This window comes from Pseudomonas sp. RP-B7, assembly GCF_059803535.1.
On the sequence record NZ_JAPFHC010000007.1, the window covers coordinates 75,261 to 93,232 of the forward strand.

Consider the following 17,972-nt stretch of genomic DNA (forward strand, 5'->3'; position numbering starts at 1 on the left):
AATGAATCTATTGACTGACACACCGCATTCGCGAGCAAGCCCGCTCCCACATTGGGTTCTGCGCCAGACCTTACATCGGTGGGGTCACGCCATCCTTGCCGGCAGAGATGGCCTGCGCCGTAATCGTCCCATCTGCCCCCTTCGCCGCAAACAACACCACCTTCACCCCCGGTTTCAACAAGCTGCGATCCCCCGGTTCGAGGTTGACGATCGGCACGTCCTGGGGCACCACGATCTTCTGCTCACCGCCCTTGTACTTCACCGTCAGCGTGCGCCCGTTGCTCACCACCAGGTCGCCCACGGTGCCGTTGGTCATGCTGCTGCCTTCCTTTAAGTCAAAGGCGCGATGCCCGTCACCGGTGCCGGCCATGGCCGGTGGGAATACGTGCACTTCCAGGGCGGTCAAGCTGCCGTCGGCATTGGGCATGGCGGCGGAGCCAATGTAGCTGCCCGGCTTGATCTCATCGATCCTGGCCAGGGTGACGGCGCGCACCTGGGTGTCCCGGGTCAAGTGCACGGTGACGTCTTCGCCGCTGTTGACCTTGACCTGTATTGCGTCGCCCTCGACAGCGGTGATGGCACCGCGCACGCCCACACGCGGCGCATCGGCGGCGTGGGCCAGGCCAACGGCCATGGCGGCGGCAAGGGTTGACGCCAGGAGCATCTTGTTCAGCGTGATCTTCATGGGATTTCCTGTTTCGGCAGTTGTGTCTGAATGTATCATCAGCCTTCGCGCAGAAAGTTAACGATTCACTCATCAATACCGGGCATGAGTGTTATCACTGCCAGCGGCCTACCCGGGCTACGGTGTTGTCTTTACGCTCGCCCCACTTTCCTTCGCTTTTATGAGAACACCATGAACGCTACTTCCCACGCTACAAGCACCATGACCCGGAGCATGGTGATGCTGTTTGCGTTTTGCTGCGGCGCCATCGTTGCCAACATCTACTACGCACAACCGATCATCGAACTGATTGCCCCGGACATCGGCCTCACCCCCGCCATGGCCAGCCTGATCGTGTCACTGACACAAATCGGCTACGCCCTCGGCCTGTTTTTCCTGGTGCCCCTGGGCGACCTGCTGGAAAACCGCAAGCTGATGATCAGCACCACTGTGCTCGCCATCGCCAGCCTGCTGGGCGCGGCGATTACCGAGCAGCCGAACCTGTTCCTGCTGGTGTCACTGCTGATCGGCTTCAGCTCGGTGTCGGTGCAGATCCTGATCCCGCTGGCTGCGCACCTGGCGCCGGCCGAGTCCCGTGGGCGTGTGGTCGGCAGCATCATGGGCGGCCTGTTGCTCGGCATCCTGCTGGCGCGGCCGGTGTCCAGCGTGGTAGCGGATCACTTCGGCTGGCGCGCGATGTTCATGGCCGCCGCGGCATTGATGGCGTTTATCAGCGTGATCCTGCTGATCACCATCCCCAAGCGCCAGCCCGACCACAGTGCCACCTACGGCCAACTGCTGCGCTCCCTCGGCACCCTGCTGCGCAAGCAACCGGTATTGCGCCAACGGGCGTTCTACCAGGGCGGCATGTTCGCCACCTTCAGCCTGTTCTGGACCGCCGTGCCGCTGGAACTGGCGCGTAACCACGGCCTGAGTCAAAGCGAGATCGCCCTGTTTGCCCTGGTGGGTGCCCTCGGCGCCATCGCCGCGCCAATCGCCGGGCGCCTGGCCGATGCCGGCCACACTTACCGCGCGTCGCTGCTGGCCATGCTGTTTGCCGCGCTGAGTTTCCTGCCGGCCTTCGTCCACCCGCTGTACAGCGTGATCGGCCTGGCCGTGACCGGCGTGGTCCTGGACTTCTGCGTACAGATGAACATGGTGCTCGGCCAACGCGCCATCTACGCCCTCGACGCCAACAGCCGCAGCCGCCTGAACGCGCTGTACATGACCAGCATCTTCATCGGCGGCGCCTTCGGCTCGGCAATTGCCAGCAGCGTGTACGAACACGGCGGCTGGCTGGGTGTGGTGTTGGTGGGCAGTGCGTTCCCGCTGGTGGCGTTGTTGCGCTTCCTCAGCGTTTCCCGTGAAGCGGCCCCGGTAGCCGCGTAACACATGACCTGTGGGAACTGGCTTGTCGGGTCCCACAGGGCCAACCTCAGGAACGCACCAACTTCTCCAAAGCCGCATCCGCCAGGAATGACGAGCGGCTTTTCACCTTGTGCTCACGCACGTAGCGGTCGATACGCTGGATGACATAACCGGGCAAGGTCACATTGACCTTCTCGGTCTTGCCCAGATAGGGCGTAACGTCCAGCTCCAACATGCCCCAGCCCATACCCGCATAGTCTTCGTGGGCGTGATGATTGGCCACCGAGGTAGGCATGGGGATCGGCCCGCCCTCGGCGGCGATCTCCTGCAGCAGGATGTGTGCGACTTCCACGGCCGCGTTGTACGCCTCTTCGAAACTGTCCCCGGCAGTGACGGCGCCTGGAATATCGGGGATCTGAATGCCGGTGGCGGCGAAGTCATCGCCCCATTCGATACAGATTGGGTATTGCATGAATGCTCTCCTTAAAACTCAAACAGACCAGCACGTTTCCTGATACTTCTCACAGTACCCGCAGGCAGGTCCTTCTTTGGATGAGGCACCGGAATCGTGTACGGGTTATAGCGATGGGTAAAAATATGATGACTGCCCGTGACCCGATCCAGCACCCAGCCCGCCTCTTGCAGTTCCTTGATCAATAACCTGCTTTGCACCCCAGCCTCCTTGGCTTGGCCTGAATAAAAGTAACCCTAGAGTTATCTTTACTCAAGCACAAAATCCCCCGGACTGACTGACGGCTGTTTTGCTGGATGTTGAAAGCCCCCGGCCCTGCACGGGAAACGCATGACACCTGCGGCTCATCACCTTAGGCTTGAGCGCCGCCAAGCCAAACAGGAACACCCGATGGACCGCCTCGCCGCCATGGAAACCTTCGTCCACGTTGTCGAAACCGGCTCGTTCTCCGCCGCCGCCAAACGCCTGGGTATCGGCCAGCCCGCAGTGTCCAAGAGCATTGCGCAGCTGGAAGCACGCCTGGCGGTGCGGTTGGTGCTGCGTTCCACCCGTGGCCTGAGCCCGACCGAGGCGGGCCTGGCGTTTTTCGAGAAAGCCAAGCGCGCCATCGATGAAGCCAACGCGGCCGACGACGCCGCCCGGGGCGCCGGTGCGGGGCTCAGCGGCAACCTGCGGGTCAGCGCGTCGGTGACCTTTGCCCGGATGCACATCATTCCCCAGTTGGGCGCGTTTCTGGCGCAGTACCCCGAGATCACTGTGGATGTGATCCTCGACGACCGCAGCCTCAACCTGGTGGAAGAAGGCATCGACGTCGCCCTGCGCATGGGCAATCTGGACGATTCAAACCTCACCGCGCGCAAGATCGGCGAATCGCCCTGCGTCATCCTCGCTACCCCGGCCTACTTCGAACGCTGCGGCGAACCCGCCACGCCGGAGGACCTGATGCAACACGAGGCCATCATCTACACCCGTGGCGAGGGCGCGCACTGGAGCTTCACCCAGGGCGACACGGCGTACCCCGTCGTGGCCCACGGCCGCGTGCGCGTCACCGCAGCCGAAGGCGTGCGGGCTGCGGTGTTGAGTGATTTGGGGCTGACATTATCGTCCACCTGGATGTTCGCGCCGGAACTGGCCAGTGGCGAAGTGAAAACCGTGCTCACCGACTGGAAACTGCCCGCACGGGATCTATGGGCGGTGTTCCCCACCGGCCGGATGGCGAGCGCCAAGGCGCGGGCGTTTGTGGCATATGTCGAGCAGTTGCTGGCGTAGCCCTCCCGCTTAAAACCGGGGAATACGAGCATTGAGCGACGGCCCGTTGTTGATGTGGCGCTCAACTCAAATGCTGCTGATCCAGGCAGCACAGCAAGCGCTCGACCGTATGCGCCAGCGGTCCGGAATTATCCAGCACATACAACCCCGAGCCATTGTCGGCAATCAGTTGTGCCGTGAACTGCGCATTGCGCGCCAGACGCGCTTCTATATCTGACAGCGATTCACGTCCCCGTGAGATCAAGCGTTGGCGCAACACCGCCTGATCCACCGTCAGCAACAACACCAGCAAGGTCGGATAACGCGCGCGAGTCTGCGCCAGGTGCGCGCGGGAGCCGTTGACCAGCACGTCGTGCCCGGCCGCCAGCCAGTCGTCGATTTCCCTGGGAATGCCGTAGGACAAGCCATTCGCCTGCCAACTCAGGGCAAACGCGCCCTCGGCCTCCATCGCGGCGAACTGCTCGGGGCTAACGCCTTGCGCCGCCTCGCCCACCGCTTCCGCCGAACGGGTGATGACGCGACGCACGATGCGGCAACCGCGCTCGGCCAAGCGTGGGCGTGCGGCGTCCAACAGGCTGTCCTTGCCCGAACCGGATGGTCCGATGAGATAGATCAACCTGCCTGCCATCCACATACCCTCTTAACCTATTGCCGGTCAGCCCGCCGGCGGCGGCCACTTTACAGTAGCGCACCGGCTGGCAGGTAGTTTGCGAATGCGGGAAGCGATGGGCGCTGAAACCAGACTTTCCCTACGGCTGAATCTTCGCCAGTTATTCATGATGCCGGCCGAGTTGTACGCAGGAGGTCATACCCCAACCGGGTTTCCATTCCCCGGTCGGCATTCTGTGTGCAGCTCACCTCCCACATTTGCCCCCTGCGTTTGGCCGAACACACTTCATAGGTATGAAAAAGGCGACCCGAAGGTCGCCTTTTCTATTGCGCGTATTTCTTGCTCAACCCCGGCGGCACGCCCTGCACGTCTGTTTCTTCCCAGGGTCCATTCGGGCCGATGGAACGGCTCCAGCCGTTGTTCCAGCGATAGTAGGTGCGCTGGCGGTAGAAGGTGTCGGGTTGATCTTCCAGCACGTAGACCTTCATGGTGCCGTCCCAGTGGCTGGCGGCACCCGGTGGTGGGGCAAAGGTTGGCGACGAGGTCGGCACCGGCCTTTTCGGCGGTGGGGTTACCGGGGTGGAGGGTCTGGTGCTCGGCTGGGTCGCCGGGCCCGACGGTGGGATGGTCGGGCCGGTCGGTGCGGGAGGTGGGCGGTGGACCGCACAAGCACTCAGGCCTAATACCAGGCTGAGCAGGGTGATACGTGCGAATGCGGTCATGGGCGTTTCCTCGAAATTACTTGTCCGGACTGTCGATGGTCAGCTGCTGCAGTGCAGTGGTGGTACTGGCCAAGGATTGGCTGCGGCCGATCCACTCGCCAGCGGTCGGAAGACCTGCCCGGGATATGCGCGCAACCAGTTGGACTTCAGGGAAGTTGGACAGTTTCAACTGCGGCATCATCGCGTCGGCATCGCCCAGTTCGACGGTCACCGGCAGTTCTGCGACGGTGACGCGCTTGGCCGCCAACGGTGCCGGCGGACCGGACACGGCGCGGGCGAAGATGAACACGCTGTCGCTTGGCAGGGCTTTGGCCTTGACGTCCGGCGCCAGGTCCACGCGGACTTTGAGCAGCGCCTTTTGCGCCACCGTGCCGCCGCTCTCTTTGAGTTTGTCAGCTGCGCGGTCGATGCCGCCTTGCAGCGCGGCTCGGGAGCCATCGGCTGCCGGCAGTTGCGCCAACAGGCGGCTCCAGTAGTCGATGGCTTCCTGGTAACGCTGGCCCTCAAACGCGGCGATACCGAGCAGGCCGAGGCTGGTGACTTCCTTGGGGTCAAGCTTCAACGCTTCGTCCGTCAGGGCCTGGACCTTGGGCGACCACTGTTTGTTGTCGGCAAAGTACTGCGCCTGGGCCCACTGGCCGAGCAGTTCCGGCTGGCGCCCGGCCAGGGCTGCGGCGCGTTCGAAGACCTTGGCCGCATCGGCCGCACGGTCCTGGGCCATGTAGGCACGCCCCAAGTAGTACAGGCCCTCCGGCGAGTCCGGCTGGGCGATGGCGGCGCGTTCCAGGCGCTGGGTCATGTCTTCCATGGACACCGGCGGCTGGGAGAATTCGCGGGTCAGTTCGACCTTGTCGCTGGCACCGAAATGCAGGTAGAGGCTCACGCCCAATACCGGGACCAGGAACGCGGCGAGCAACGGCAACGGTTTGCCCAGGCGCGATTCGCGGGGCTTTTCCACGCCTTCGGTGTCGGCCAGCAATTCGCGCGCGGCTTCGGCGCGGCCGGTGTCGAGTTGCGCGGCATTGAGCACGCCTTCGGCGCTCTGCGCTTGCAACTCGGCGACGCGTTCTTGGTACAGCGCCACGTTCAGCGCGGTGCGATCCTCTTCACGCTGGGCGCGGCGGCCACGCAGCACCGGGATCAACAGGAAACTCAGGGCAATCAGAAGCAGCAAGCCGGCTGCGAGCCAGAAATCAATCATCAGTCTTGGTGTCCAGCAATTGGTCGAGACGTTTGCGCTCTTCAGGGGACAGCGCATCGGAGCCATCGTCAGGCGCGGGCCGGCGACGACGAATGATCACCACCATCACCACCACGCCCGCCAGCAACAGCCCCGCGGGGCCGAACCAGAGCAGCGCGGTCTTGCCAGTGAGCGCGGGTTTGTAGCGCACGAAGTCACCGTAGCGATCAACCATGAAGTCGATGATCTGCTGGTTATCCTTGCCCTCCCCCAACATGCGGAAGATCTCTTTGCGCAGGTCGGCGGCGATGGGCGCGTTGGAGTCGGCGATGTCCTGGTTCTGGCACTTGGGGCAGCGCAATTCCTTGGTCAGTTCGCGAAAACGCTCACGCTCGGCGTCGCTGGCGAACTGGTAGGTGTCGATGGCCGCGTGGGCCACACCGGCCAGGCCCAGCGCCAGCACGGCGGCGGCTAACAGACGCTTCATGGCTTGGCCTCATCCACCAGCGCCTGGTACTTGGCGGCCAGTTGCTCGCGCCACACCACTTCGTCGATCACGCCGACGTACTTGTCGCGGATCACGCCCTTGGCATCAATGAAGAAGGTTTCCGGGGCGCCGTACACGCCGAGATTCAGACCGAGATTGCCGTCTTCGTCGCGGATGTCCAACTGGTACGGGTTGTGGAATTCGGCCAGCCACTTCAGGGCGGCAGCGTTGTCGTCCTTGTAGTTGATGCCGTAGATCACCACGCCTTTCTCGGCCAGCTTGTTGAGCACCGGGTGTTCGACGCGGCAGGAGATGCACCAGGTGCCCCACACGTTGACCAGCGCCGGCTTGCCCAGCAGGTCGGCCTGGGTCAGGGTCTTGTCGCCTTGCACGGTCGGCAGGCTGAACGCCGGGAACGGCTTGCCGATCATTGCCGAAGGCAGCTCGGACGGGTCCAGGTAGAGACCACGATACAAAACCACCGCACCGAGCAAAAACACGATCAGGGGGATCGCCATCAACCAACGCTTCATACCGCCGCTCCCTGCATGCCGAGGGCTTCACGCACCCGGCTCTTGACCTTGACCCGATAACGTCGATCCAGCGCTGCCAGCAAACCACCGAAACCGGTAAGCAGACCGCCGAACCAGATCCAACGCACGAACGGTTTCACATGCACCCGCACCGCCCAGGCGCCGTCGCCCAAGGGTTCACCCAGCGCAACATAGAGGTCACGGGTGAAACCGGCGTCGATCCCGGCTTCGGTCATCATCGAGCTCTGCACGGTGTACAGGCGTTTTTCCGGGTGCAGCACCGCCACTTCCTTACCGTTGCGCACAACGCGTACGGTGCCTTTGTCGGACGTGAAGTTCGGCCCTTCGAAGTGCTTGGCGCCTTCGAAGATGAAGTGATAACCGGCCAGGTCCATGGACTCGCCCGGCGCCAGGCGCAAGTCGCGCTCGGCACTGTTCTGGCTGGACAGCACCACGCCGAGGGCACACACGGCGATGCCGATGTGCGCGATCTGCATGCCCCAGTAGCTGCGGGTCAGGCCCGGCAGGCCTTTGATCAACCCTTTGTGGCGGGTCTTGTCGAAGATGTCGCGCACGCCGGCCAGCAGCACCCAGGCGGCGAGCAGGAAAGTGGCGAGCACTGCCCAGTTGAAGTCGCCGTAAGCAAAACCGGCGAGCACCGCCAGGGCCACGCTGCCGAGCAACACCGGCATCAGCATGCCCACCAGCCATTTCAGCGGGGTGTCTTTCCAGCGCACCAGCACGCCGACGGCCATCACCACCATCAACAAGCCCATCAATGGGATAAACAACGCGTTGAAGTACGGCGGACCCACGGACAGCTTGGCCCCGCTCAGCGCATCCAGCACCAACGGGTACAGGGTGCCGAGCAGGATCATCGACGCCGCCACCACCAGCACCAGGTTATTGCCCAGCAGCAGGGTTTCCCGCGACCACAGGTTGAAGCCGACCTGGCTCTTGACCACCGGCGCGCGCAGGGCGAACAGGGTCAGGGAGCCACCAACCACAAACAGCAGGAAGATAAGGATGAAGATGCCGCGTGCCGGATCAGACGCAAACGCATGCACCGAGGTCAGCACCCCCGAGCGCACGAGGAAAGTGCCGAGCAGGCTGAGGGAAAACGCCGCGATGGCCAGCAACACGGTCCAGCTCTTGAACACGCCGCGCTTTTCGGTGACGGCCAGCGAGTGAATCAACGCCGTGCCCACCAGCCAAGGCATGAAGGACGCGTTTTCCACCGGGTCCCAGAACCACCAGCCGCCCCAGCCGAGTTCGTAGTACGCCCACCACGAACCGAGGGTGATGCCAATGCCGAGGAACGCCCAGGCGACGATGGTCCACGGCCGCGACCAGCGCGCCCAGGCCGCATCGAGACGCCCGCCGAGCAAGGCGGCGATGGCAAAGGCGAACGCTACGGAGAAGCCGACGTACCCCATGTAGAGCATCGGCGGATGCACGATCAGGCCGATGTCTTGCAGCAGCGGGTTGAGGTCGTGACCGTCCACCGGGATCTGCGGCAGGATGCGGCTGAACGGGTTGGAGGTCATGATCAGGAACAGCAGGAAGCCGATGCTGATCATGCCCATCACCGCCAGCACCCGCGCCAGCATGACTTGTGGCAGTTGGCGCGAGAACACCGACACGGCGAAGGTCCAGCCGCCGAGGATCAATGCCCACAGCAGCAACGAACCTTCGTGGGCACCCCATACCGCGCTGAACTTGTAGTACCACGGCAAGGCGCTGTTGGAGTTATTGGCGACGTAGCCGACGGAAAAATCGTCGGTCATAAACGCGTAGGTCAGGCAGCCAAACGCGAACAGCAGGAAGGCAAACTGGCCCCAGGCAGCCGGCTGCGCCAGGCTCATCCACAGGCGGTCGCCGCGCCAGGCACCGAGCAACGGCACCACGGCCTGCACCACGGCAAAGCACAGGGCGATGATCATCGCCAGGTGGCCCAACTCAGGAATAAACAGTGCGGACGTCATCACTCAACCCTCCTTGGCGGGCGTTGGTGCGGACTGGCCGCTGTCTTTCAGGGCCTTGGTCACTTCCGGCGGCATGTATTTTTCATCGTGCTTGGCCAGCACTTCATCGGCCACCACCACGCCGTCGGCGTTGAGCTTGCCCAAGGCGACGATGCCCTGGCCTTCGCGGAACAGGTCCGGGAGGATGCCGCGGTAGCTGATGGTCACGGACTTGCTGAAGTCGGTGACCACGAAGGTCACGTCGAGGGAGTCGCCGGAGCGTTTCAGCGAGCCCTGCTCGACCATGCCGCCGGCGCGGATGCGGGTATCCAGCGGCGCTTCGCCATTGGCGATCTGGGTCGGGGTGTAGAACAGGTTGATGTTTTGTTGCAAGGCGCTCAAGGCCAGGGCCACGGCAATGCCCACGCCAGCCAGGATGGCCAGGATGATCAACAGACGTTTTCTACGCAGCGGATTCACTTTTCGGTCTCCCGGCGCAGACGACGCGCCTCTTGTTGCAGGTAACGCTTGCGGGCCAGGATCGGCGCGGCGACGTTGAGGGCCAGCACCGCCAGGCAGATGCCATAGGCCGTCCAGACGTACAGGCCGTGGTGGCCCATGGCGAGAAAATCACTGAAAGAAGCAAAACTCATCCACGTGCTCCCAGGCAGCTTTGCACTTCGGCCTTGACCCAACTGGCCCTGGCTTCACGCTTGAGCACCTCAAGGCGCATGCGCATCAGCAGCACCGCGCCGAAAAAGCAGTAGAACCCCAGCACCATCAACAGCAGCGGCGCCCACATTTCCACGGGCATTGCCGGTTTTTCGGTGAGGGTGAAGGTGGCGCCCTGGTGCAGGGTGTTCCACCACTCCACCGAGTACTTGATGATCGGGATGTTGATCACGCCGACAATCGCCAGCACCGCGCAGGCCTTGGCGGCACTGTCACGATTACTGATCGCATTGCCCAGGGCAATCAGACCGAAGTACAGGAACAGCAGGATCAACATGGACGTTAGTCGCGCATCCCACACCCACCACGAACCCCAGGTCGGCTTGCCCCAGATCGCCCCGGTGACCAGCGCCACGGCCGTCATCCACGCCCCGATGGGCGCGGCGCATTGCAGGGCGACATCGGCGAGTTTCATCTTCCAGACCAGGCCGACGATGCCGCACACCGCCAGCATCACGTAGCAGGACTGGGCCAGCATCGCGGCCGGCACGTGGATGTAGATGATGCGAAAGCTGTTGCCTTGCTGATAGTCCGGCGGCGCGAAGGCCAGGCCCCAGACCAGACCGATGCCGATCAGCAGCACGGCGAAGAGGCTCAACCACGGCAGCAGCTTGCCGCTGATGCCGTAGAACCATTTGGGTGAGCCAAGCTTGTGAAACCAGGTCCAGTTCATTGCTGTTTCCATCACGGTTGCCGCTTGTCGACGCAAGCAGCTTAGGGTCTTTACTGGCTAATGATCAGCCAGACCTCATTATTCGCCGACGCTGATCTTCAGGCCGGCCGCTATCGCAAAAGGTGTCAGGGTTACCGCCAGGGCGGTCAGGCTGCCAAGCCACAAGAGGTAACCGGTCGCCGGCATGCCCATGAGCGCGGCTTGCAAGGCGCCGCTGCCCAGGATCAACACCGGGATGTACAACGGCAGAATCAACAGGGCCAGCAACAGCCCGCCGCGCTTCAAACCCACGGTCAACGCCGCGCCCACCGCCCCCAGCAAACTGAGGACCGGCGTACCGAGCAACAGGCTCAGCAGCAGGATCGGCAGGCATTCGACGGGCAAACCGAGCATCAGCGCCAGCAGCGGCGAGAGCAAGACTAGCGCCAAGCCGGAAAAAACCCAGTGTGCCAGCACCTTGGCCAATACCAGTAGAGGCAGGGGGTGCGACGAAAGGACCCACTGCTCCAGGGAACCGTCTTCGAAATCACTGCGAAACAGCCCGTCCAGCGAGAGCAGCACCGATAAAAGCGCCGCCACCCACACCAGTCCCGGAGACAAGGTTTGCAACAGTTTAGTCTCGGGACCGACCGCCAACGGGAACAGTGCGATGACAATCGCGAAGAACACCAGTGGGTTGGCCAACTCGGCCGGGCGCCGGCATAACAACCGGGCTTCGCGGGCGACCAACAGGGCAAACACACTCATAGCGACCACCGGCCCAGGTCCAGGTCACGGTAACCGGCGGGCATGCGCGCGAGGGTGTGATGGGTGGTGAGCACCACCAGCCCGCCCTGCTCGCAGTGTTGGGCCAAGTGCTCTTCCAACTGGGCGACGCCTTGTTTGTCGAGGGCGGTGAAGGGTTCGTCGAGAATCCACAGCGGCGGGCCCGGCAGGTACAAACGCGCGAGGGCCACGCGGCGCTGCTGGCCAGCGGACAGGGTGTGACAGGGTACGTCTTCGAAGCCCTTGAGGCCGACGGCGGCGAGGGCCTGCCAGATGGCGTCACGGGAGGCGGGATGATGCAGGGCGCTGAGCCAACTGAGGTTTTCTTCGGCGGTGAGCACGTCCTTGATCCCGGCGGCGTGGCCGATCCAGACAAGGTTGCGGGCCAGTTCAGTACGTTGCGCGTTCAGGGGCTTGCCGTTGAGGCGTATTTCACCCGCCGTCGGTTGCATCAACCCGGCCAGCAGCCGCAGCAGACTGGTTTTGCCGCTGCCGTTGGGGCCGCTGATCTGCACCATGTCGCCGCCCGTCAGCCGCAGGTCGAGGTGCTCGAACAACAGGCGCAGGTCGCGTTCACAGGAAAGCGCTACGGCTTCAAGAAGAGGGCTGGTCAAAAGATCGCGGGCCTTTACGGTTCAAGTCGGCGGTGCAACGGCCGTTAAAGAGAAATGCACAATAACGGCTTTGGCGACCGATTTTAGAGAGCTGGATCAAATAGTTGTGAGGTTTTTAGCGCTCTCTTTGCAGACCGGCGGCATTATACATGCGATGCCCTACTCTCAAGAGGGCAATTTCCTTCAAGACGGCGTAGACGATGACCGGCGAAATCAACCTTCCTGTGCTTCCACCCGCCTCGACAGGCGGGCCCGCCCCGCTGCCCGCGACCGGTGAACTGCTCAAGTTGCTGGAACCGCAGACCGGGCTGATTTCCCCGGGAAAAACCGCCAACGCCGAAGTCATCGCCCTGAAACAAGGCGGTGAAGCCTTTCAGTTGCTGCTCAAGCTGACCCTCGACGGCGGCCGCCAGACCCTGGTGCAAGCCAGCAGCGCGCAACCCTTGCCGTTGGGCAGCAATGTGGCGGTCAGCCAGACCCCGGCGGGCAACCTGACCATCAGCTTGCAGCAGGCCCTGAGCGCCAACGTCGCCGCCCTCACCCGCATCGACACCACGCAGTTGCCGGTCGGCACGCTGCTGCAAGCCAAGGTGCTGACCACCCAGATGCTGCCCCAGGGCGCAGCGCAACCGGCGATCTACCGTTCGCTGGTGACGGTGCTCAACAACACCCTTGCCGGCGCTACATTGACGTTGGAAAGCCCCCAGCCGCTGCGCGTCGGCAGCTTGCTCAGCGCCGTGGTGCAGAACGCGCAAACCCTGAATTTCGTGCCGCTGAGTGGCTTGAAGGACCAACTGGCCGTCACCCAGCAGTTGGCGACTCAACATAGCCGCCAAGGCTCACTGGATGCCGTGTTCACTGCGTTGCAGAACCTGCCGCGCAGTGACAGCACCTCCACTGAACTGCGCGCGGCGGCCGAGCGTTTGTTGGCTGCTTTGCCCGATTTGGCGCAAGTCAGCAATCCGAAAGTGCTGGCCCAGGTGATCCAGAACAGCGGCGCCTTTCTTGAAGCCAAACTGCTCGCTGGGCAGAACCCAGGGGTTCCACCGCTGGACATGAAAGGCGCCCTGCTGCGCCTGGTGGCCGAGCTGCTACCGGCCCTGCCCGCCAGCACCAACCTCAATGCCATCCTCGCCGCCAATACCCTGGCCCAGGTACTGCCCAACTTTGTACGCAGCCCGCTGAACACCCTCGGCCAGCTCAGTGCCCGCCAGGCTCCCGCCGGTTTCCCGCTGCCCGAACGGCTGATGGCGAAACTGGAAGGCGAAGGCGACCTGGAAAACCTGCTGCGCCTGGCCGCCGGCGCCATCTCACGCCTGCAAAGCCACCAGCTGTCGAGCCTGGAGCAAACCGGCACCACCGCCGATGGTCGCCTGCAAACCACCTGGCAGTTGGAAATCCCCATGCGCACCTTGCAGGACATCGTGCCCTTGCAGGTCAAGTTCCAGCGTGAAGAACCGGCGCCGGACAAAGACCAGCCCGAACGCAAAGAACGCAAAGACCCCAGGCAGATGCTCTGGCGCGTGGACCTGGCGTTCGACATGGAGCCACTGGGACCGTTGCAGGTCCAGGCGCAACTGAGCCAGGGCAAACTGTCCAGCCAGCTCTGGGCGACCCGGCCGTTCACCGCCAGCTTGATCGAAAGCCACCTGGGCCACTTGCGCGAACGCCTGGTCACCTCGGGCCTTAACGTCGGCGACCTCGACTGCCACCTCGGCACCCCGCCACGCGGGCCGAAAACCGGACTGGAGCAACGCTGGGTGGATGAAACCGCATGAACAACGCCAACCCGCCGCGCCAGGCGATTGCCCTCAAGTACGACGGCCAGCAAGCACCGACCCTGACGGCCAAGGGCGACGATGCGCTGGCCGAGGCGATCCTCAAGCTGGCGCGGGAGAATGAAGTACCGATCTATGAAAATGCCGAGCTGGTGAAGCTGCTGGCACGCATGGAGCTGGGGGATAGCATTCCGGAGGAGTTGTACCGCACGGTGGCGGAGATCATTGCGTTTGCCTGGACGTTGAAGGGCAAGTTCCCGGTGGGATATGACCCGGATGCGGGGCCGGTGGAGCGGGACATCACAGAGCGTGGCGACGACTACTGAGCACTTCCAGACATACATCAATCCAAATGTGGGAGCGGGCTTGCTCGCGAATGCGGTGTATCAGCTAACAGATGTATCAACTGACCCACCGCATTCGCGAGCAAACCCGCTCCCACAGGGGATTTGTGTTCAGTTCAAGACTTCGCTCAGGGGAATGAAGTTGACCACATCCCCCTCCGCCAACATCGTCCCTTCCAACACCTCCACCAACCCCTCGGCCCACGCCGCGCTGCGCAGCACGCCGGAGCTCTGGTTGCGGTAGATGATCGCCTTGCCCTGCTCGATGCGCCCGCGCAGGTACTCGCGGCGGTTGCCCGGTTTGGGCCACGTGAACCCCACTGGCACTTCGAAACGCAATGGCTCCACGTCCGCCACCCCTTGGCGGCGCAGCAGGTAGGGCCGCGCCAGCAACGCAAACGTCACCAGGGTCGAGGCCGGGTTGCCCGGCAGGCCAATCACCGGCACGCCACGGAAGTGCCCGAAGGTCAGCGGCTTGCCTGGTTTGATCGCGAGCTTCCACAGCGCCAGCTCGCCCTCTTCCCGCAGGGCAATGCCGAGGAAATCCGCCTCGCCGACCGACACACCGCCCGTCGACAGGATCAGATCAACGCTGCCCAGGCCCGCCAGGCGCGAGCGGGTCTGCTCCAGATCGTCGGGCAGAATGCCGGCGTCGATCACCTCGCAGCCCATGCGCTCAAGCCAGGTACACAACACACGACGGTTGCTGTTGTAGATCTGCCCGGGGCCCAGCGGCAGGCCGGGCTCGATCAGTTCGTCACCGGTGGACAGCACGGCGACGCGCGGGCGGCGGACGACTTCAAGGCGGTCACGCCCGAGTGAAGCGGCGAGCCCCAGTTCGACGGGCCCCAGGCGCGTGCCTGCAGTCAGGACCAACTCACCGACCGTGGTTTCCTGGCCTTGGGGGCGGATGTTCTGCTGGAGGTGCAGGGGCTCGCTGAAACTCACGCGCTCGTCGGCGTGGACCACGGCGTTCTCCTGCATCTCCACGCAATCCGCGCCTTCCGGCACCGGTGCCCCGGTGAAGATCCGCGCGCAGGTGCCGGCGGCCAATGGCTGCGGCGCCTGCCCGGCGAAGATGCGCTGGCTGACCACCAACGGCTCGCCGTTCCAGTCGGCCAGGCGCAGGGCGTAACCGTCCATGGCGCTGTTCGGCCAAGGCGGCAGGTCGAGGGTGGAGATCAGGTCTAGCGCCAAGACACGGCCATCGCAATCGGCCAGGGGCAACGTTTGCAAATCGAGGATCGGCGCGGCCTCGGCCATCGCCAGCAGTTGCGCCAAGGCGTCTTCCACCGGCATCAGCGCACCGCTCTTGCCGGGCTTACCCACGGGATTCACAGGGCTCGGCCTGCTTCAAGTGCGGTACGAAATTGCATGGGCGGTGACGGTTGTCCAGTTGCTCGGCGAGGATGCCATCCCAGCCGGTGCGCACCGCATTGGTCGAACCCGGCAGGCAGCACACCAGGGTGCCGTTGGCCAGGCCGGCCAGGGCGCGCGATTGCACGGTGGAGGTGCCGATGTCGGCCACGGAGATCTGGCGGAACAGTTCGCCAAAGCCGTCGACCTGTTTGTCCAGCAGGCAGCTCACGGCTTCCGGGGTGCTGTCGCGGCCGGTGAAGCCGGTGCCGCCGGTGATCAGCACGACCTGCACCACGTCTTCGGCGATCCAGTGGGCGACCTGGGCGCGGATCTTGTAGAGATCATCCTTGAGCAGCACACGCTCGGCCAGGTTGTGGCCCGCGGCGGTGAGGCGGTCGACGAAGACCTGGCCCGAGGTGTCGGTGTCCAGGGTGCGGGTGTCGCTGACGGTCAATACAGCGATGTTCAGGGGTACGAAGGGCGCATCTGCCTTGGCGGTCATGGCACGGTCCGGTTGTCGAAGAAACAGGCGGGTGTTATATCACAGGCCCCCCTTTTGCTGCCGCTGCGGAACCGCCATGCCTATCGATTCATCGCCCCTGCCCTGTTCGGTGTTGCTGTTGTCCGGTGGCCGTGGCCAGCGCATGGGCGGCCAGGACAAGGGCCTGCTGGAATGGCGCGGTCAGCCGTTGATTGCGCACCTGCACGGTTTGGTCCGGCCGCTGACGGACGACCTGATCATCTCGTGCAACCGCAACCCCGAGCGATACGCGGCGTTTGCCGACCAACTGGTCAATGACGACAGCCCGGACTACCCCGGGCCGCTCGCAGGCATCCGCGCCGGTCTTGTCGCTGCGCGTCATGGGCATTTGCTGATCCTGCCGTGCGATGTACCGCAGATCGATGCACAACTGTTGGCCGAGCTGCGTACGACCGCGCAACGCAATCCGCGGGTGCCTGTGATGGTGCGCCATGGTCAATTCTGGGAACCGCTGATCTGCATCCTGCCCACCGCCCTGCGCGACGCGGTCGAGGCCGCCTGGCACGCCGGTGAACGCAGCCCGCGACAGATCTTCATGAAACTCGGCGCGGTGGGCCTGGAATGCCCGGCGGATGATCCGCGCCTGGCCAACCTGAATACCCCCGAGCTGTTACTCCCCAGCCCCGGCGTGTCAGAATGAGCCTCGCATCAGGAACTTTGTCGACGCCGCGCGCGTCACAAGGTCAGTATTTCAAAAGAATTCTCTCGGAGACAACACCATGACTCAACGGACCATCGCCGCTCTCATGCTTGCACTGGGCCTCGCCACCCTCGCCGGTTGCGCTTCGCCAACAGTGATCACCCTGAATGACGGTCGCGAAATCCAGGCCGTCGACACCCCTAAATTCGATAAGGATTCGGGCTTCTACGAGTTCGAACAACTGGACGGCAAGCAGACCCGCATCAACAAGGATCAGGTCCGCACCGTTAAAGACCTGTAAGTCTTAGCGTTTGCCACCAAGGCCCGCCGCGTGCGGGCCTTGTCGTTCTTGCGGGTTACCAGTCGAGGGTGATGCGGCTACGGAAGCTGCGTTCTTCGCCGGTCACCGGGTCGATGAACCGGACACCCTGGGCCAGCAGCTTGAGGGGGTTGGCGTAGTCGTCCACGGCATCCTTGATCACGTCAGGGTAGAACGGGTCGTTACAGATACTCGCGCCGAGCGCAGTCATGTGCACGCGCAACTGGTGCTTCTTGCCGGTCACCGGGAACAGGCCGTAGCGCCACAGATCGCCGTGTTTCTCGCGCACTTCAACCGCCGTTTCGGTGTTGCTCACACCTGCGCCTTCCTGCATGCGGAAGAACGGCTCGCCATCCACCAGGCGGCTTTTATGCACCAGGGGGAAGGTCAGGTCGGGCAAGGCAGGGGCGATGGCTTCGTAGAACTTGTCGATCTGGCGCGTGGGAAACAGCTGTTGATACGCCGCACGACTGGCCGGGTTGGCCGAAAACAGCACCAGCCCCGCGGTGTGCCGGTCAATGCGATGCAGGGGCACCAGCGACGGATTGTCCAAGCGGCGGATCAGGCGGCGCAGCAGGGTTTGCTCGACATACTCACCGGCCGGCGTCACAGGCAGGAAGTGCGGTTTGTCGGCGACCACCAAGTGTTCATCGGCGTAGAGGATGCTCTCCTCGACCGGGATCACCTTTTCGTTCGGCACTTCGCGAAAGTAGTAGATGCACAGGCCTTCCTTGTAGGCCAGGCCCTGGCTGATCGGGCTACCGTGGACATCCAGCACCCGACCGCGCGCGATGCGGTCCAGCCAATGTTCCCGGCCGATCGCCGGGAAGTGCTCGCACAGGCACTCGAGCACCGTCGCCCAAGGGCCCGGCGGCAAGTACAGGGTGCTGGCTTGGTGCTCGGACGCGATAAAACCGGAAGTGGACATGCAGATGCTC

General features: G+C 63.5%; 23 protein-coding genes. 6 read left to right on the forward strand and 17 right to left on the reverse strand.

All coding sequences use genetic code 11. The annotated features are described in order from the left end of the window. Positions 1–70: 70 nt before the first annotated feature. A complete protein-coding gene (locus OPU96_RS09085) occupies positions 71–685 on the reverse strand; it encodes a DUF5666 domain-containing protein (protein WP_498558989.1) in 615 nt (204 codons plus the stop codon). A 171-nt stretch (positions 686–856) separates the two neighbouring features. Between OPU96_RS09085 and OPU96_RS09090 the strand changes: the two genes are divergently transcribed. Beyond that, a complete protein-coding gene (locus OPU96_RS09090; RefSeq protein WP_226455423.1) occupies positions 857–2,053 on the forward strand; it encodes an MFS transporter in 1,197 nt (398 codons plus the stop codon). Positions 2,054–2,099: 46 nt separating this feature from the next. Here the strand turns inward: OPU96_RS09090 and OPU96_RS09095 are convergent, their stop codons facing one another. Together OPU96_RS09095 and OPU96_RS09100 are read right to left on the reverse strand one after the other, a co-directional pair. Further along, positions 2,100–2,504: a type II toxin-antitoxin system HicB family antitoxin gene (locus OPU96_RS09095; RefSeq protein ID WP_192298793.1), complete on the reverse strand. Its 405-nt coding sequence runs from the start codon at positions 2,502–2,504 to the stop codon at positions 2,100–2,102. Between the two features lie 11 nt (positions 2,505–2,515). After that, the gene (locus tag OPU96_RS09100) at positions 2,516–2,704 is read right to left on the reverse strand and encodes a type II toxin-antitoxin system HicA family toxin (protein ID WP_192298792.1); all 189 of its coding nucleotides are present in this window, start codon (positions 2,702–2,704) and stop codon (positions 2,516–2,518) included. Positions 2,705–2,894: 190 nt separating this feature from the next. Here OPU96_RS09100 and OPU96_RS09105 point away from each other — a divergent pair, with 190 nt between their 5' ends. Further along, positions 2,895–3,773: a LysR family transcriptional regulator gene (locus tag OPU96_RS09105; protein WP_226455422.1), complete on the forward strand. Its 879-nt coding sequence runs from the start codon at positions 2,895–2,897 to the stop codon at positions 3,771–3,773. A 61-nt stretch (positions 3,774–3,834) separates the two neighbouring features. Here OPU96_RS09105 and phnN read toward each other — a convergent pair whose 3' ends face one another. The 11 genes from phnN to ccmA form a co-directional block, all read right to left on the reverse strand. Beyond that, a complete protein-coding gene (gene phnN / locus OPU96_RS09110) occupies positions 3,835–4,401 on the reverse strand; it encodes a phosphonate metabolism protein/1,5-bisphosphokinase (PRPP-forming) PhnN (RefSeq protein ID WP_498558990.1) in 567 nt (188 codons plus the stop codon). Positions 4,402–4,706: 305 nt separating this feature from the next. Beyond that, positions 4,707–5,105, reverse strand: a complete 399-nt coding sequence (locus OPU96_RS09115; RefSeq protein WP_192298789.1) for a hypothetical protein — start codon at positions 5,103–5,105, stop codon at positions 4,707–4,709. Between the two features lie 16 nt (positions 5,106–5,121). After that, positions 5,122–6,306 (reverse strand): c-type cytochrome biogenesis protein CcmI, encoded by a 1,185-nt coding sequence (gene ccmI / locus OPU96_RS09120; protein ID WP_226455420.1) that lies wholly within the window; start codon positions 6,304–6,306, stop codon positions 5,122–5,124. Continuing rightward, positions 6,299–6,772 carry a cytochrome c-type biogenesis protein gene (locus OPU96_RS09125; protein WP_226455419.1) on the reverse strand — a complete coding sequence of 158 codons (474 nt, stop codon included), beginning with the start codon at positions 6,770–6,772 and terminating at the stop codon, positions 6,299–6,301. The genes ccmI and OPU96_RS09125 overlap by 8 nt, the downstream gene beginning before the upstream one ends. Beyond that, positions 6,769–7,305: a DsbE family thiol:disulfide interchange protein gene (locus OPU96_RS09130; protein ID WP_017734371.1), complete on the reverse strand. Its 537-nt coding sequence runs from the start codon at positions 7,303–7,305 to the stop codon at positions 6,769–6,771. The genes OPU96_RS09125 and OPU96_RS09130 overlap by 4 nt, the downstream gene beginning before the upstream one ends. Then, entirely contained in the window at positions 7,302–9,290 is a 1,989-nt protein-coding gene (locus OPU96_RS09135; RefSeq protein ID WP_192298887.1) for a heme lyase CcmF/NrfE family subunit, read from the reverse strand. The genes OPU96_RS09130 and OPU96_RS09135 overlap by 4 nt, the downstream gene beginning before the upstream one ends. A 3-nt stretch (positions 9,291–9,293) precedes the next feature. Beyond that, positions 9,294–9,749 carry a cytochrome c maturation protein CcmE gene (gene ccmE / locus OPU96_RS09140; protein ID WP_226455418.1) on the reverse strand — a complete coding sequence of 152 codons (456 nt, stop codon included), beginning with the start codon at positions 9,747–9,749 and terminating at the stop codon, positions 9,294–9,296. Further along, complete coding sequence (gene ccmD / locus OPU96_RS09145; protein WP_003172771.1) at positions 9,746–9,922, reverse strand: heme exporter protein CcmD; 177 nt, start codon at positions 9,920–9,922, stop codon at positions 9,746–9,748. The genes ccmE and ccmD overlap by 4 nt, the downstream gene beginning before the upstream one ends. Then, positions 9,919–10,674, reverse strand: coding sequence for a heme ABC transporter permease (locus OPU96_RS09150; protein WP_192298785.1), 756 nt, complete (start codon positions 10,672–10,674; stop codon positions 9,919–9,921). The genes ccmD and OPU96_RS09150 overlap by 4 nt, the downstream gene beginning before the upstream one ends. Positions 10,675–10,752: 78 nt before the next feature. Continuing rightward, entirely contained in the window at positions 10,753–11,421 is a 669-nt protein-coding gene (ccmB, locus tag OPU96_RS09155) for a heme exporter protein CcmB (protein WP_192298784.1), read from the reverse strand. Further along, positions 11,418–12,053 carry a cytochrome c biogenesis heme-transporting ATPase CcmA gene (ccmA, locus tag OPU96_RS09160; RefSeq protein ID WP_498558991.1) on the reverse strand — a complete coding sequence of 212 codons (636 nt, stop codon included), beginning with the start codon at positions 12,051–12,053 and terminating at the stop codon, positions 11,418–11,420. Before ccmA ends, ccmB begins: the two co-directional genes overlap by 4 nt. 200 nt (positions 12,054–12,253) lie before the next feature. On the opposite strand from ccmA, the gene fliK reads away from it, so the two are divergent. Together fliK and OPU96_RS09170 are read left to right on the forward strand one after the other, a co-directional pair. Next, the gene (gene fliK, locus OPU96_RS09165; protein ID WP_226455417.1) at positions 12,254–13,831 is read left to right on the forward strand and encodes a flagellar hook-length control protein FliK; all 1,578 of its coding nucleotides are present in this window, start codon (positions 12,254–12,256) and stop codon (positions 13,829–13,831) included. Continuing rightward, a complete protein-coding gene (locus OPU96_RS09170; RefSeq protein WP_226455416.1) occupies positions 13,828–14,157 on the forward strand; it encodes an EscU/YscU/HrcU family type III secretion system export apparatus switch protein in 330 nt (109 codons plus the stop codon). Before fliK ends, OPU96_RS09170 begins: the two co-directional genes overlap by 4 nt. 129 nt (positions 14,158–14,286) lie before the next feature. Here the strand turns inward: OPU96_RS09170 and OPU96_RS09175 are convergent, their stop codons facing one another. After that, the gene (locus OPU96_RS09175) at positions 14,287–15,513 is read right to left on the reverse strand and encodes a molybdopterin molybdotransferase MoeA (RefSeq protein WP_498558992.1); all 1,227 of its coding nucleotides are present in this window, start codon (positions 15,511–15,513) and stop codon (positions 14,287–14,289) included. Beyond that, the gene (moaB, locus tag OPU96_RS09180) at positions 15,497–16,036 is read right to left on the reverse strand and encodes a molybdenum cofactor biosynthesis protein B (protein WP_192298778.1); all 540 of its coding nucleotides are present in this window, start codon (positions 16,034–16,036) and stop codon (positions 15,497–15,499) included. The genes OPU96_RS09175 and moaB overlap by 17 nt, the downstream gene beginning before the upstream one ends. Before the next feature lie 76 nt (positions 16,037–16,112). On the opposite strand from moaB, the gene mobA reads away from it, so the two are divergent. Further along, positions 16,113–16,715 (forward strand): molybdenum cofactor guanylyltransferase MobA, encoded by a 603-nt coding sequence (gene mobA / locus OPU96_RS09185; protein ID WP_498558993.1) that lies wholly within the window; start codon positions 16,113–16,115, stop codon positions 16,713–16,715. A 79-nt stretch (positions 16,716–16,794) separates the two neighbouring features. Next, positions 16,795–17,016, forward strand: a complete 222-nt coding sequence (locus OPU96_RS09190) for a YgdI/YgdR family lipoprotein (protein WP_016978480.1) — start codon at positions 16,795–16,797, stop codon at positions 17,014–17,016. A 55-nt stretch (positions 17,017–17,071) separates the two neighbouring features. Here OPU96_RS09190 and OPU96_RS09195 read toward each other — a convergent pair whose 3' ends face one another. Further along, entirely contained in the window at positions 17,072–17,962 is an 891-nt protein-coding gene (locus OPU96_RS09195) for a pseudouridine synthase (protein WP_226455413.1), read from the reverse strand. Between the last annotated feature and the right edge of the window lie 10 nt (positions 17,963–17,972).

Bases quoted from the DNA above. Each gene is read 5' to 3' on its own strand.
- OPU96_RS09085 (WP_498558989.1), bottom strand. From the start codon at position 685: ATGAAGATCACGCTGAACAAGATGCTCCTGGCGTCAACCCTTGCCGCC.
- OPU96_RS09090 (WP_226455423.1), top strand. From the start codon at position 857: ATGAACGCTACTTCCCACGCTACAAGCACCATGACCCGGAGCATGGTG.
- OPU96_RS09095 (WP_192298793.1), bottom strand. From the start codon at position 2,504: ATGCAATACCCAATCTGTATCGAATGGGGCGATGACTTCGCCGCCACC.
- OPU96_RS09105 (WP_226455422.1), top strand. From the start codon at position 2,895: ATGGACCGCCTCGCCGCCATGGAAACCTTCGTCCACGTTGTCGAAACC.
- phnN (WP_498558990.1), bottom strand. From the start codon at position 4,401: ATGGCAGGCAGGTTGATCTATCTCATCGGACCATCCGGTTCGGGCAAG.
- OPU96_RS09115 (WP_192298789.1), bottom strand. From the start codon at position 5,105: ATGACCGCATTCGCACGTATCACCCTGCTCAGCCTGGTATTAGGCCTG.
- ccmI (WP_226455420.1), bottom strand. From the start codon at position 6,306: ATGATTGATTTCTGGCTCGCAGCCGGCTTGCTGCTTCTGATTGCCCTG.
- OPU96_RS09125 (WP_226455419.1), bottom strand. From the start codon at position 6,772: ATGAAGCGTCTGTTAGCCGCCGCCGTGCTGGCGCTGGGCCTGGCCGGT.
- OPU96_RS09130 (WP_017734371.1), bottom strand. From the start codon at position 7,305: ATGAAGCGTTGGTTGATGGCGATCCCCCTGATCGTGTTTTTGCTCGGT.
- OPU96_RS09135 (WP_192298887.1), bottom strand. From the start codon at position 9,290: ATGACGTCCGCACTGTTTATTCCTGAGTTGGGCCACCTGGCGATGATC.
- ccmD (WP_003172771.1), bottom strand. From the start codon at position 9,922: ATGAGTTTTGCTTCTTTCAGTGATTTTCTCGCCATGGGCCACCACGGC.
- OPU96_RS09150 (WP_192298785.1), bottom strand. From the start codon at position 10,674: ATGAACTGGACCTGGTTTCACAAGCTTGGCTCACCCAAATGGTTCTAC.
- ccmB (WP_192298784.1), bottom strand. From the start codon at position 11,421: ATGAGTGTGTTTGCCCTGTTGGTCGCCCGCGAAGCCCGGTTGTTATGC.
- fliK (WP_226455417.1), top strand. From the start codon at position 12,254: ATGACCGGCGAAATCAACCTTCCTGTGCTTCCACCCGCCTCGACAGGC.
- OPU96_RS09170 (WP_226455416.1), top strand. From the start codon at position 13,828: ATGAACAACGCCAACCCGCCGCGCCAGGCGATTGCCCTCAAGTACGAC.
- moaB (WP_192298778.1), bottom strand. From the start codon at position 16,036: ATGACCGCCAAGGCAGATGCGCCCTTCGTACCCCTGAACATCGCTGTA.
- mobA (WP_498558993.1), top strand. From the start codon at position 16,113: ATGCCTATCGATTCATCGCCCCTGCCCTGTTCGGTGTTGCTGTTGTCC.
- OPU96_RS09190 (WP_016978480.1), top strand. From the start codon at position 16,795: ATGACTCAACGGACCATCGCCGCTCTCATGCTTGCACTGGGCCTCGCC.
- OPU96_RS09195 (WP_226455413.1), bottom strand. From the start codon at position 17,962: ATGTCCACTTCCGGTTTTATCGCGTCCGAGCACCAAGCCAGCACCCTG.